Below are 13,926 nucleotides of genomic sequence, written 5' to 3' on the forward strand. Positions count from 1 at the left end.
GTGGGGCTACGCAATGGGTCTACTCCGTGGGTCCACCGGTGGGACCTAGGGGGCGGCGGTGACGGGCAGCGCGAGGTAGGGGAAGCTGCCGGAGATCGGCTTCCACAGAAAGGCCGGGCTGTTCTCATCGACCACGTCGGGTTTGCCCTTGCCCGCGGGCTCGCCCAGGAGCATACGCAGGTTGATGGTGACCACGTCGTCGATGAGGCGGCGGCCGTTGGGGTAGCCTTGCTTGTCGCCCTTGAGGATGCCCCACTTGTCGGGCTTGGCGGCCAGGGGCGTGCTCATGTTCAGCCGCAGCTCCTCCACGCGCGGGATGTCGGAGACGTCCCGGTTGAGCAGGTGGGAGTTGAGGTCCTCCTTGATCGGGCCGTCACGCTCGGTGGTGAGCCCGGTGAGGTAGATCTCCTCCAGGTCCTTGCGCGGCGCGGGCGGCGCCTGGGCGTTCACCCGGTCGGCGACGACCTTGGCCTGGTGCGGGTCCAGGGTGGACGGGCCGACGAGCCCGCCGCTCTCGTCGTCCTGCGGCCGCAGGGTGTTGAAGCGGTCGCGTTCGACGAGCGGAATGATGACCTCGTTGTAGTTCGGGTTGCCGAGCCGCGACACCTGCCGGTAGTCGGAGCCGAGCGACTTGCGCGAGGCCGTGGTCCAGATGCCGACGACAGGGTTGGCCGAGGCGTCGCCGCCGAGCGCCAGCTCCGACTTGGGGAGTTGGAGGGCCAGCGAACTGACGTTCATCGGCACGCCGGACTTGATCGGGAAGAACCGCAGGCCGAACCTGAGCGTGTTCACGGCGTCGTTGTCGGAGTAGAACGGGTCCGCGGCCGTGCCGGTGAAGACCTTCCCGCCACCGGGCAGGTCGCGTACGGCCTTCTGGCGGAGCCGCGAGTAGCCGGGCGTGACCAGGGGGCCCATGTCGGTGGGCGCCACGTACCCGTTGGTGACCAGGGTCTGCGCGGGCTTGCCCTCCTGCAGCTTGGTGAGCGTGTAGCTCTGCTCGACCAGGGAGTCGACCGGGCCCGCCTGATGGGTGCGCTTGCGGATGGAGGAAGGCACGCCAGGCAGCGGGCTGTTGGTCTTGAACGTCCACCGGTAGGTGATCGCGGGCCTGCCCGTGCCCGTGTTGTCGATGTGCACCTCGTAACGGGTGTTGGTGTCGAAGTAATACGGCTTGTGCGGGATCTGGAAGGGGATGTAGTCGGCGATGATCGTCACCGTGTCCGGGTTCTCCGGGCTGGTGAAGGCGTACAGGTCGCTGGCATCGATCTGCTTGTCGGCGAAGGTGGCCGGGGCGTCCCAGTGACTGGTCGCCTCGCCCGCCCGCATCGCGGGGCCGAGTAGCGCGGTAGTCGTCAGCACGGCCGTGGATACGGCGGCGATGAGGAGCCAGGCTCTCCTGCTCTGGCTGCCGGTGTGGTGCATCTGTCCCTCGTTTCGCGGGGCGCCCGGCCCGCGGGTCTCACCGCGGGCGCGGGCGGTGGATCTCAGGTGAGGACGGGCGTCACGGCACGTACTGGACGACCGCGTCGAGGTTGGCGAGATAGTCGCCCTCGGCCAGCTGAATACCGGTGAGTTCCCTGACCTTCTGGCTGAGGTACGCGCTGACGTAGAAGGGCCAGTACTTCGGCCCGATGCCGCCTTCGAGTGGACGCGGTGTCGGGACGTTCCAAGCGAACTCTTCCAGCTTGTACGTCGCCACCAGCTGCTCCCCCTGCTCCTGACCGTCGAGCTCGACCTGGGCGTGGGCGCCGTCAGGGCGCAGGTAGATGTCATGGATGGTGACCTTGTGCCCGCTCTGGACGTCGTTCAGCGTGAAGCCGCCGGGGTAGTACACGCCCTTGCAGGGGTCGATGTGGTCCTGCTGCCAGCCGATGGGCATGTAGATGCCAGCATTGCCCGCTTTGGCCTGCATGGGGTCGACGCCCTCCACCTGAATGCCGCGCTCGGTGAGCAGGCTGACGATCTTGTCGCCGAAGTCGAAGTTCGCGTGGCCCTTGGGGCCGAAGTAGGGGAACTTGAAGCATTCGGCGCTGGGCGGGTCGATGGAGGGCGAATTTCCGGGAATGGGCGGGCCTGATAGCGGGGGGAATGGGCCGGCCGCGGCGGAGAGGGCCGGCATTGCCAGGAAGGCGGCGGCGACGACTGCGAGGAGTTGAGCGATGCGGGCAACCACACGCATACCGTTTCGACCTTTCGTCGGAGAGGGAGTCGCAGGAGTTCCTTGACCTGCGCTTGCTTACTCAGAGTAGTCAAACAAACGCGAAGTGTAAAGATCATGCTCAGCTCGGTCGAAGCGATCCTGCCCGCAAGAACGGGAATGGCCCCAGCCCCAACGGCCGAGTCTCGGGCACCCACAGGCCGGAGCTCGCGCCGCCACGCGAAGCCTTTCGCAGGGGCGTGACCTGCGTGGATGAGATTTTCGGCAGGCGCAGAGAGTAAGGAGCGCGGCTGCCCTGTGATGGCCACGGTCTCCGACCTGGCGGGCGGGGAGTCCGCAGCCAACGAGCAGGTACACGTGCGGGCGCCGCGCAGCTCGCGTACCTGTCAGAGGCGGAGGACTCTATAGAACGCCCATTCTGGTTGCAGCACGTGCTCTGGTCGCTGCTCTACGGCGCGTGGATGCACAGCCGGGCCGACGGGGTGTCCCGTCACGAGGCGCTGGCGCCGTGCATGGGCGCCCTGGCCAAGGTGGTGGCGCCGTGAGCGGGTCGGCCTGCCGTATCCGGCCGCAGGAGCCGCTCGTCTAAGCCTTCACCTCCTGGTATGTACGCTTACCGGTGTGACCCGCCGCCCGCACACCCGCCCTCCCGTCCTCGCGGACGTGGCGAGGGTCGCCGGCGTGTCCGTCCCCACGGTGTCTCGGGTGCTGAGCGGGTCCGCGCCGGTGAGCGCCGATAAGCGCAGACAGGTCCTGCGCGCGATCCAGGAGCTGGGATACCGCCCCAACGCCGCGGCGCGTGCCCTGGTGACTGGCCGGCGCTCCATCATCAGCGTGCTGACCAGCGACACCACCCGGTACGGTTATGCCAGCACGATACGGGGGATCGAGGAGGCCGCCCGCGCGGTCGGCCTGGTGGTCGCCCTGACGATGCTGGACGGCGACGACGAGGAGTCGGCGCGGGTGGCCGTGGACCTCGCGCTCGACCAGCCGCTCGCCGGGATGATCGTGCTCGAGTTCGATATCCAGGGCAGCCGGGCGCTGGCGGCATTGCCCGACACGCTCCCCGTGGCGGCGGTGTCCTCCGCCGGGCAGGGCAGGAGCGTCCCGCGGGCCCTGTTCGACGACCACGCCGGCGCGCGGGATGCGACGAACTACCTGCTCGGACTGGGTCATCGCACCGTGCACCACGTGGGGATACCGGCCTCCGGCCGGCCGAGCGGGCGGCTGCTGGGCTGGCGGGAGGCGCTGGAGGCGGCGGGAGCCCCGGTTCCGGAGATCGTGGAGAGTGACGGGACCCCGCGCTCGGGCCTCCAGGCCGGCGCGCGCCTGGCCAGGCGCGGCGACGTGACCGCGGTGCTGTGTGGCAACGACGAGGTCGCCTTCGGCGTGATCAAGGCCTTGCAGGACGAGGGTTCGCGGGTCCCCGAGGACGTCAGCGTCGTCGGCTTCGACGACCACCCGCTGGCCGAGATCTGGACTCCTTCGCTGACCACGATGAGCGAGGACTTCGCCGAACTGGGGCGCATGGCGGTCGACTTCCTGCTCGGCAGGCTGGCCGGCGTGCCGGTCGCGGCGGCGCGGTCGACCCCGCGCCTGGTCGTGCGCAAGAGCACCGCTCCACCCGCCGGCTGACCTCGGCCTAGGAACCCCTGGAACCGCGCGAACGCGTGGTCAAGTTCCTTCATGACATTCTCGTGTTGAAAGCGTTATCAGCCTATTTCCCGTGGTCCCCTTGTCACATCGCTTGATAAACGTTTTCATAGCTGAATCGCCCCATATGTCTGGCTTAAGGAACGTGATGACGAGCAGAACCATCCAGTGGCGTCCCGGCTCACTCGACCTGGTAGTCGAGCGGCCCGAAGACGCTCCGGCCCGCATCGCGAGGCTCGGGACCGCGTCGCCCGCACCGAGCCCCGTGGACCTGTTCCGGATGCAGCCGCTGGTGGAGCTGATGGTTCTGGGGGAGGGCCGGGGGCTGTCCAACACCCGGTTCACTGACACCGCCGCCGGATCGCGGCTCCGGTTCGTGGACGCCGTCGAGCAGGCGGACGGCGACTGGCGCGAGCTGCGGGTGAGACAGCGTGACGAGGTGACCGGGCTGGAGGCGACCAGCGTCTTTCGCGCCAGGACGGACGTCCCGGCCCTGCAGACCTGGACCGAGGTCACGAACACCGGGCCGGCGCCCCGGGTTCTGCAGATGGTGTCGTCCTTCGCCTCCGGCGCGCTGGCCGAGACGGCGGACGACGGCGACCTGGTCCTGTGGCGGGCGCGCGCCGACTGGTGCGCCGAGGGCAGGTGGGCGGCCATCCCGCTGTCCGGGCCGGACGGGCTGGCGGACATCAACAGCGAACTGCACCAGCACGACGGCCGGGGCACGCTCGTCACGGTGAGCAAGAGCACCTGGTCCTCGGGCGAGTACCTGCCGACCGGCGTCCTGGCGAGCGCCCGCACCGGCCGGGCCTGGGGCTGGCAGATCGAGCACAACGGCGCCTGGCGCTGGGAGGTGGACCGCCGCCGCGACGGGGCGAACGCCGTCTGCCTCGTGCTGAGCGGCCCCACCGACCTCGACCACCAGTGGAGCACCCGGCTGCTCCCGGGGGAGCGCTTCGTCGCCGTTCCCGTGTCCGTCGCTGTGTCCGACGAGGGTTGCCAGGGAGCGCTGGCCGCCCTCACCCGGCAGCGGAGGGCGATCCGCCGCGCGCATTCCACAGGTGACGCGTTGCCGGTCATCTTCAACGACTACATGAACACCCTCATGGGCGACCCGACCACCGAGCGCCTGCTGCCTCTCATCGACGCCGCCGCGGAGACCGGCGCCGAGTACTTCTGCGTCGACGCGGGCTGGTACGACGACGGCGGGAACTGGTGGGACAGCGTCGGCGAGTGGCGCCCCTCGACCGGCCGCTTCCCGGACGGCGGGCTCGCCCGGGTCTTCGACCACATCAGGGCCAGGGACATGCGCCCCGGCCTGTGGCTGGAGCCGGAGGTCGTCGGGGTGCGCAGCCCTGTCGCCGCGATGCTGCCTGACGAGGCGTTCCTGAGCCGCAACGGCGAGCGGGTCGTGGAGCACGGCCGGTACTTCCTCGACCTGCGCCACCCCTCCGCCAGGAAGCATCTCGACGAGGTGGTCGATCGCCTCGTGCACGACTACGGCACCGGATTCTTCAAACTCGACTACAACGTCACCCCGGGGCCGGGCACCGACCGGGGCGCGCTCCAGCCGGGAGAGGGACTGCTCGAGCACAACCGGGCCCACCTGGAGTGGCTGGACGACCTGCTCGTCCGCCACCCAGAGGTGATCTTCGAGAACTGCGCCTCGGGAGCCATGCGGGCCGACTACGCCATGCTGTCCCGCCTCCAGCTCCAGTCCACCTCGGACCAGCAGGACTGGCGGCTCTACGCCGCCATCGCGGCGTCCGCGCCCGCCACGATGCTCCCCGAGCAGGCAGGCAACTGGGCCTACCCGCAGCCGGGGATGCCCGCGGAGGCTCTGGCCTTCACCATGATCAACGGCCTGGCCGGACGGCTCTACCTGTCGGGGCATCTCGACAAGATGAGCCGGGCCGAGCGGGAGCTCGTCGCGGACGGGGTGGCCGTGCACAAGCGGATCAGGGCCGAGGTCGCCACGGCCGAGCCGTTCTGGCCGCTGGGGCTGCCCGCCTGGTCCGACGATGTCGTCGCGCTGGGCCTGCGCACCGGTGACACGGTGCGCCTGGCCGTATGGCAACGCGACGGCGGGCCGCACGACATCCACGTGGACCTGCCCGGCCTGCGCGGCCGCCGGCTGCGGGTGGAGACCGAGTATCCGGCGACGCTACCCGGCTGGCAGCACCGGTGGGACGCCTCCACCGCGCGGCTCACGGTCCGTCCTGCCCTACCCGGACCGTCCGCACGCCTGCTCCGCCTGCGGCCGGAGAACTGATCCCTTTCAGGGTGGCAGCCCTCACCTCCCACCACACACCAGGAGAATCCATGAAGACACGAGGCCTTTCCCGCGCGGCAGCCGCCGCCACGTGCGGGGCGCTGCTGCTGGCCGGCTGCTCGGCGGGCAACCCCGGGACGTCCTCAGCCACAGCCGCCCCCACGACCTGGCCTGAACCGGGCGCCGGCCTGCAGGGGGTGACCCTCACCCTGTGGATGTCGACGCAGACCGCCGCGATGGCCGACAACGTCATCAAGTCGTTCGAGGCCAAGACCGGAGCGAAGATCAACAAGGTCGTCATTCCCGACGTCTACGAGACCAACGCGCCGACCAAGCTGGCCACGGGCGCCAAACCGGACCTCGCCACCTGGCAGCCGACAGGCAGCATGCTCGCGCTGCTCAAGCCGTCCACCGACCTGCAGAGCCTGGACGGCGCGCCGTGGCTGGCCAAGCAGACGCCGGCCATCCAGAAGCTGGGTCTGGTGAACGGGCATCACTACGCGGCCTTCGTCAACGTCCCCTCCGTTCTGGGTGTCTTCTACAACAAGTCGGTGTTCCAGAAGGCGGGGATCACGAGCACGCCCAAGAACTTCAACGAGTTGCTTGCCGACGCCCAGAAGATCAAGGCGAAGGGAGTGGCGCCGTTCTTCGGCGCCGCCGGCGACCAGTGGCCCACCCAGTGGTGGCCGCAGGTCCTGCTGGCCGAGGCGTCGAAGAAGGGCCTGTGGGAGCGGGTCAGCCAGAACAAGGAGAAGTTCACCGATCCTGAGATCCTCGGCGCCGTCCGGCAGTTCCAAGACATGGTGAAGCAGGGTCTGTTCAACAAGGACGACAAGACCTCCAAGTACACCGAGTCCGGCCCGGCCCTGCTCAAGGGCGAGGCAGCGATGGTGCTGCAGCTCACCTCGTTCGCGTCGCTGATGCAGTCGACGGCGGACACGGCGACCATAGACCGCGAGATCGGCTGGTTCCCCATCTCCAAGGACGGCAACATCGCCACGTCGGTGCCCGGCGGTGACAACGCCCTGGTCGCCTTCAAGACCGGAGATCCGAAGCGGGAGTCCGGCGCCCGGCAGTTCCTGCGGTTCTGGCTGGAGACCTACTACCCCGACTACGTGAAGTCTGCCGGCACCGTGTCGATCGAACCCGCCGTACCGGCTCCCGCCGGGGTGCCGGAGGTCGTGAAGCAGGCCTCGGCCGCGCTGGACGACGCGGCCGGCTCGATGCAGCAGAACGCCGCGGTGAACCCGGACTTCTACGTGAACCTGGCGAACATGGTCAACGGGACCATGACCCCCGAACAGGTGACCTCTACTACACAGTCGCAGTTCGCCCAGCTCGCCCAGGCACTCGGGATCCAGGGCTTCTGACGGCGGTGGGGGCACGGGCCCCCTCCCGCCCCGCCACCACACTGAAAGGTGTGCAGGATCGCCATGATCTCTTCTCTTTCGGCCGCTTCCGGTCGCTCGCCGCGGCGAGCGGTGTTGTACCCGAGCTCGTTCCTCGCTCCGGCGTTCGCCGTGCTGGCCGTGTTCTTCTTCCTACCGACCGTCTTCAACTTCGTCTACGCCTTCACGGACTGGTCGGCCTTCCATGACGACATCCGTCCCGTGGGGCTGGCGAACGTCAAGGCGGTGCTGTCCAACGGCGCCCTGCTGTCGTCACTGCGGATCACCATCGTCTACGCGGTCCTGGTGGCGATCATGCAGACGGGGTTCGGGCTGGGGCTCGCCCTGCTCCTGGAGCGCGACACCCGGATCAACCGGTTCGCCAGGGTCGTCTTCTTCATCCCGGTGCTGATGTCCGCCCTGGCGGTGGGGTACACCTTCCAGGCGCTCCTCAAGCCCGACGGTCCGCTCAACGGGCTCATCGGCGCTCTCACCGGCCAGCACGTGACGATCCCCTGGCTCGGCAGCACCACGTGGACGGTGGTGACGGTGGCCTTCGTGAACTCCTGGAAGTGGATGGGGCTGGCGATGGTGATCTTCCTCGCCGGTCTCAAGACGATCCCGGCCGACGTGCTGGAGGCGGCCAGGATCGACGGCGCCGGCAGGTGGAGGACCTTCCGATCGATCCGGTTCCCGCTGATCGCCCCCGCGGTGACCTTCAACGTCGCGACCGCGCTGCTGGGCTCCTTCAACGGGTTCGACACGATCCTGGCGACCACGGGGGGAGGGCCCGCACAGCAGACCGAGGTGCTCGACATCTACATCTTCCGCGTCTACGGCAACGGCCTGTTCGCCCAGGCGACCACGATGAGCCTCGCCCTCCTTCTCCTGGTCGCTCTGCTGGCCTTCCCTGTCATCGGCTACCTGCGCAAGAGGGAGCGTGTCCTGTGAGGATCTCCGCCCGGGGCTGGTCCCGCCTCGTTCACCCGGCCGTCGTCATCATCCTGACCGCCGTCGTCATCGGAATCCCGTTGTGGCTGGCCCTGGTGACCTCCGCCAAGTCGCAAGGCGAGGCGAACCTGCCCGACCTGTCCCTCCCACGGGTGTGGCACCTGTGGGACAACTACTCCCAGGCGTTCACGCAGGGCCACATGCTGTGGGCGCTGTTCGGCAGCCTGCTGGTCATGGTGCCGTCCGTCGCCGGGGTGCTGATCTTCGGCTCGCTGGCCTCATGGGTCCTGGCTCGGCGGGCAGGGCGCGTCATGGCTGTGCTCTACTCGGCCGCGATCAGCGGGATCATCCTGCCCCCGGCCGTCGTCACGATCGTGCTCCTGCTCCGGCAGCTCCACCTGGCCAGCACGCCGATCGGCATGATGCTGGTCTACATGGGCATGTACATGTCCCTGGTGATCTTCTTCGTCACCGGTTTCGTGCGGACCATACCGGTCGAGGTGGAGGAAGCGGCCCGCATGGACGGCGCACGGCCGCTCGGCATCTTCATCAAGGTCGTCCTGCCGCTGCTGCGCCCGGTCATCGCGACCGCCACGATCCTCATCTGCCTCTACATCTGGAATGACGTCTTCTACGCCTTCTTCGTGCTCGGCGGAGGGACGTACTCGACACTTCCCCTGAACCTGTACTCGGTGGCCAGCAGCAACCTGTATCAGAACAACTGGAACCTCGTTTTCGCCTACGTCGTCCTCATGAGCCTGCCGCTGGTCGTCGTCTTCGTCGTCGCCCAAAGACGGATCATCTCCGGCATCACCGGAGGAGCCGTCAAGTGACCGGCGTATGAGGCCAGTCTGCGTAGCAGACGGGTCGAGCTCGCAGGAATGGGCGGCGGCCTCACCGTCAATGGCGTACAAGGAGAAGGCACCACGGTGAGCGCCACAGTACCCCGAAGGGCCCTCGGCTAGTTTTGGGCTGGCGGGTCCAGCACATCCGGGGCATGTCACTCAGGTCGACGGCTTATACGCAGGCCGCTCCGCCATCGCCACCGGCAAGCTCATCCGCGACGCGCCGGCCGGCATCCGGCTGATCCCAGGCACCAGTCAGTCGCCCCCGCCATCAAGCGGACCTGCTGGTGCAGTCGCATGAAGGTCGCTTGGGCACGTCAGGCAAGTAGACCCCGGCACGCCGAGCATGGTGGGGTCCGGCGCGAAGGTTTTCGAGCGCGTGGAGGGGTGACCGGTCAGCGATGAGGCGTCGCAGTGTCGCGTTGGGCCCCCATGTGGCCTTGCCGCCTGGTCGGCCGTGGACACCGGCGTCGCCGACGTGGAGGCCGACGCGGGTGCGGATCACGGCCCATTCCGCGGGCGCGGCGCAGGGTTGCGGCGTCCGGGGCGGGCTGGTGAGCGCCATAGAAGCTGTCGGCGGTGCCGTCCGGCAGCAGAGTCCAGGCGGCGGCGAGGTCGACGGCCGGATCGCCGGTGAACAGGTCGCCGAAGTCGGTCACGCCGCAGATGGTGCCGTCCGCGGTGAGGATGTTGGCCGGATACGAGCCGCTGTGGAGCCACAGCGCCGGGCCGACTCAGTCGGGCACGGCGGCGGCGTCCCAGATCCGCGGACGGTGTCCGCGCAGGGGATCAGCCCCAGCTCAGTGGCTTCGGCGAGCTGCTTGGTAAACCGCTCAGAGCAGTCGGCCAGCGACCCTTCGCGGCCAAAGCGGAGGGCGGGCGCCCGCGAGGGCGGGTTGGTGAAGAGCCTTTAGGAAAGCGGCCAGGACATCGGCGGCTTCTGCGGCGCGCGTGACGGGGGGCGCGGTCGGCAGGCGCAAGGTCGTGGAAACAGAGCGGAGAGCTCGCCGAGGAGCTGCGTGCCGTCGTACCGGCAGAGGAAGGCGCGGGGCGAGGGCGGGCAACGAACGAATCACCGGCGAGGCCAAACAGCGTCTGGATGCCCTCGACCCCGACCACCTCACTGGTTGCTCCGGTATGCCCGAGGCCCTACTAGCTAGGGGCACATCGTGAACGGTTCGATGCCAGGCAGGTGGCGGGACCATTCACCGGCGGTGAGCGTACGACCGGCGCGCACGCACAAGGTCGCGGCCACGTGCCGCTCGTCCACGTCGAACACACGGATCGTGCCGTCGGGAGCGGCGGTGTGGAGCTTCGTGCTGTCCGCAGAGAATGCCACCCACCCGCCGTCGGCGCCGTCCGCCGCCTGCTTGCCGTCGAAGACGACGCCCAGCGGTCGCCGGCTCGGTACGTCCCAGAGACGTACGCGCAAGCCCTTCTCGTACGTCGCGATCGTGCGCCCATCAGGCGACCAGGCCAGCATGGTGACCTCGCTGCCCGGCACCGCGGGGAACTCGGCGATCCGGGTCCTGACGTCGCCGTCCCACAAAGTGAGCCGGCCGGGCCCGGAGAAGGCCACCTGCCGGCCGTCCGGGCTGAAGGCGAAGGCACCGGCGAGCTGCCCGGTGCCCGACGCGGGAGGCCGGATGACGCCCTTCTCCGGATCGATGAGCTGGAGCGGGTTTCCGGTCACGAGCAGCCGTCCGTCGGGGCGGAAGGCGAGGTCGTTCGCGCCCGTCCCGGTCTCCGCTCGTCGAGATCCGCGTTCGAGGTCCCACAGTTCGACGCGACCGTGCTCCCCGTAGCGCGACACGGCCAGCGTGCGTCCGTCCGGACTGAACGCCAGCGCCTGGGCGCCCTGCTCGCGGTCGCCCCGCAGCTTGAGCCGGGCCGACACCTTATACCCGGGCAGATCCACGATGTGGACTGTGTCGTCGGCGGCCAGGGCGAGCCGGCGGCCGTCGGGACTGAAGGCGGTCGCACCGCCACCGCCCGACCGGCTGATCAGTTTCATCAAAGCGCGGCCCGTCGCCGCGTCCCTGACCTCCACCCGGTCTTCCCAGATCGCGGCCAGCACGCGCGCGGAGGGGTCCAGCCGTACGTTCCCGCTCTCGCTGCCGCCGCCGATCGGCGGGTCGAACACCATCGAGACGTCCTCGATGTGGACGGCGCCGTGTTCGTCCAGATAGCGGACGGCCCGGCCGGCGTGGTCGAAGCGGAGCGCGCCGACGAAGGCGGGCATGGCCTGGCTGTACACCGTGACATAGAAGGCGGGCATGGCCTCGCCGTACACCGTGTTAGGGGTGGAGCGGCGCTGAAAGGTCAGCTGCTCCCGGCTGCCCCAGTTGGCGATGAAAGCGTCACCGAAGACGAAACCGGCCTCCGGGCCCACCCCGCCCCCCGGCCCCATCCCGCCCTCCTGCTCCATCACCTCCGCACCGGACGGCAGCTCGAACATACGGATCCTGCTCGTCTCTCTCGAATTCACCAGCTCCGTGGTCATCATCATCGTGCCGTCGTCGCTGAAGGTGGTCTGGTTGATGACGCCCCTGTCCTGCTCGAGCGACGGGATCGGCGTCCTCTTGCCCCGGCGCAGGTCCCACAACTCCGCGTCATGGCCTTTAACCACGTAGCCGAAGCGGCCGTCCCGGCTGATCGCGTTGAGCGCGGCTCCCGAGGGAGCGGTGAGCTGCTTACGCTTGGCGACGTCCCACCATTCGGGCAGGGCTTTCGCTCCCCAGGGGATGGCGAGGTAGCGCCCCGAGCTGTCGAAGTTCAGCGTGCCGCCGCCCGATCGCCTGCCTTGACGGGCGATGGGGGCGCCGAGCGGCCTTCCCGTGCGCGTGTCCCACAGCCGTACCCCCTCGTGGTCGAGGAGGGCCAGGGTGTGCCCGTCGGGAGTGAGCGCGGCTTGGGACACGTCCGCGCTCACCCCGGACAGCACGCCGATCCGCCGTTGGCCGGTGACGTCCCAGATCCTGGCTGTCCCGCCGTCCACGGACACGAGCACGCGGCCGTCCTGTCTGAGGTTCTGCACGGTCGCGGCCGTGTAGTCGGGGTCGAGGAAGACGGAGGTCGCGGTCTGAGAGAGCGAGTCGTAGAGCGCGCCGCGGGTCTCGGGCAGCTCCGGGCTCAACCGCCAGCCGGCCACGCTCAGCAGTTTCGCGACCTGAGGATCGCTCTGCCGCAGGTCGGCGGCTCGCAGCGCGAGCTCCCGCGCCAGCGCGTCGTCGCGCTGGCGGCTCGACTCCCTGCGCAGGTAGTCTGCGGTGCCGAGCCCGCCGAGCGCGACCACGAGCAGTGCGGCCAGGGCCGCCGCGACCAGACGGCCTCTCCTCGCCCTCGTACGGGCCAGGCTCACCGCCTCGTCGAGGAACTCGCGTTCGCGCCGTCCCAGCGTGAGGTCCTTGTGCGCGGTGGCGGCCCACTGCAGCGTCCGGTCGAGTGCCGAGCCGTGCAGCAGGTCGGCCGGTCTTCTGCCGTGCTCATTCCACAGCGCGGCCGCCTCGGCAAGTCGCCGGTGGACGGGCAGCCCTTCGCGGTTGCCCGCCACCCAGTCGCGCAGCCGGGGCCAGGCGTGCAGGAGGCCGGGCGTGGCCAGTTCGTACGCGGCACCGGACCGCGTGACCAGGCCCGCGGCGCCGAACACGGTGAGCATCGCGTCCACGGCCTGCGAGTCCGGCAGCTCGTCCCTGCCGACGGGCCGGAGTTCGTCGCCGTCGATCATCCGCAGGAACACCTCGGGCGCGGTCGCACGCTCGGCCTCGGTCAGCTCGCCGTATAGCTCCTCCGCGATCGCGCCCAGATCGGGCTCGGACCGTCCGGTCAGGGCACCCGCCTGCGTAAGGCCGCGTTCGAGCAGGTCATCGCCGCGCCGGAGCAGCGCCTCACCGCCATGGCCCAGCAGCCGCAGCAGCACCTCCCCGGCGGCCGGCCGCTCCGTGGGATCCCGGGCAAGCGCTGCGGCCACCAACACATCCAGGGGTTCAGGCAGGCCGCACACGTCCGGCTCGAACTCCATCACCCGCGCAATGACGGCGGCCGGATCCCCCGCCTCAATCACGTCCTTGCCCCGGGCTGCGAACAGCACCACCATCGCCCACGCCCACAGGTCGGCCGCCTCGCTCGCACCCCGCCCCGCGAACACCTCCGGCGGCATGTATCCGGGCGTTCCCATGATCGGCCCGCTCGTCGTCGGCCCAACCTCACGGGCCACACCGAAATCGATCAGGCGCGGTCCGTCCGGCCCCATGATGATGTTGTCCGGCTTGAGATCGCGATGCACGATCCCGCCCTGGTGGATGGCTGTCAGCGCGGTCGCCACCCCGATCGCCAGCCGGCGCAGCGCGTCCTTCTCGTATGACCCCGACTCCGCCACCACCCGCCTCAGGCTCGGCCCTGGCACGAACTCGCTGACGATGTACAGCGGCGCCGAATCGACCTGTGCCTCGATCACCTTGGCGGTGCAGAACGAGGCCACCCGCTGGGCCGCCGCCGCCTCCTTCGCGAGTCTGGCGCGTGATTCGGCGCTGTCGTACCTGGGGACCTTGATCGCGACCCGCTCTCCCACCTCCCCGTAGCCCTCGTAGACGACACCCTGGCCGCCCGCGCCCAGCCGGCCGGCCAGCCAGTAACGACCCAAACGCCGCGGGTCTGATG

At 69.4% G+C, this 13,926-nt stretch carries 9 protein-coding genes; 5 read left to right on the plus strand and 4 right to left on the minus strand.

Annotated features, from left to right (window positions below):
* Positions 1-45: 45 nt before the first annotated feature.
* On the minus strand, positions 46-1,422 hold the full coding sequence (locus ACQPWU_RS57230) for a DUF4331 domain-containing protein (protein WP_433435472.1): 1,377 nt from the start codon (positions 1,420-1,422) through the stop codon (positions 46-48).
* Between the two features lie 79 nt (positions 1,423-1,501).
* The gene (locus tag ACQPWU_RS57235; protein ID WP_433435473.1) at positions 1,502-2,179 is read right to left on the minus strand and encodes a hypothetical protein; all 678 of its coding nucleotides are present in this window, start codon (positions 2,177-2,179) and stop codon (positions 1,502-1,504) included.
* Between the two features lie 600 nt (positions 2,180-2,779).
* Between ACQPWU_RS57235 and ACQPWU_RS57240 the strand changes: the two genes are divergently transcribed.
* From ACQPWU_RS57240 to ACQPWU_RS57260, 5 genes are all read left to right on the plus strand, one after another.
* Entirely contained in the window at positions 2,780-3,793 is a 1,014-nt protein-coding gene (locus ACQPWU_RS57240) for a LacI family DNA-binding transcriptional regulator (RefSeq protein ID WP_433435474.1), read from the plus strand.
* Positions 3,794-3,959: 166 nt separating this feature from the next.
* Positions 3,960-6,083 carry a glycoside hydrolase family 36 protein gene (locus ACQPWU_RS57245; protein WP_433435475.1) on the plus strand — a complete coding sequence of 708 codons (2,124 nt, stop codon included), beginning with the start codon at positions 3,960-3,962 and terminating at the stop codon, positions 6,081-6,083.
* 50 nt (positions 6,084-6,133) lie between these two features.
* On the plus strand, positions 6,134-7,453 hold the full coding sequence (locus tag ACQPWU_RS57250) for an ABC transporter substrate-binding protein (protein ID WP_433435476.1): 1,320 nt from the start codon (positions 6,134-6,136) through the stop codon (positions 7,451-7,453).
* A 63-nt stretch (positions 7,454-7,516) separates the two neighbouring features.
* Positions 7,517-8,422: a carbohydrate ABC transporter permease gene (locus ACQPWU_RS57255; protein WP_433435477.1), complete on the plus strand. Its 906-nt coding sequence runs from the start codon at positions 7,517-7,519 to the stop codon at positions 8,420-8,422.
* The gene (locus ACQPWU_RS57260; RefSeq protein ID WP_344988465.1) at positions 8,419-9,255 is read left to right on the plus strand and encodes a carbohydrate ABC transporter permease; all 837 of its coding nucleotides are present in this window, start codon (positions 8,419-8,421) and stop codon (positions 9,253-9,255) included. The genes ACQPWU_RS57255 and ACQPWU_RS57260 overlap by 4 nt, the downstream gene beginning before the upstream one ends.
* Positions 9,256-9,662: 407 nt before the next feature.
* Here ACQPWU_RS57260 and ACQPWU_RS57265 read toward each other — a convergent pair whose 3' ends face one another.
* Together ACQPWU_RS57265 and ACQPWU_RS57270 are read right to left on the minus strand one after the other, a co-directional pair.
* A complete protein-coding gene (locus tag ACQPWU_RS57265; RefSeq protein ID WP_433445549.1) occupies positions 9,663-9,989 on the minus strand; it encodes a phosphotransferase in 327 nt (108 codons plus the stop codon).
* A 434-nt stretch (positions 9,990-10,423) separates the two neighbouring features.
* A complete protein-coding gene (locus ACQPWU_RS57270; RefSeq protein ID WP_433435478.1) occupies positions 10,424-13,909 on the minus strand; it encodes a protein kinase domain-containing protein in 3,486 nt (1,161 codons plus the stop codon).
* Positions 13,910-13,926 lie beyond the last annotated feature (17 nt).

Origin of the sequence: Nonomuraea sp. CA-141351 (genome assembly GCF_050944675.1) — a bacterium.
Lineage (GTDB): Bacteria > Actinomycetota > Actinomycetes > Streptosporangiales > Streptosporangiaceae > Nonomuraea.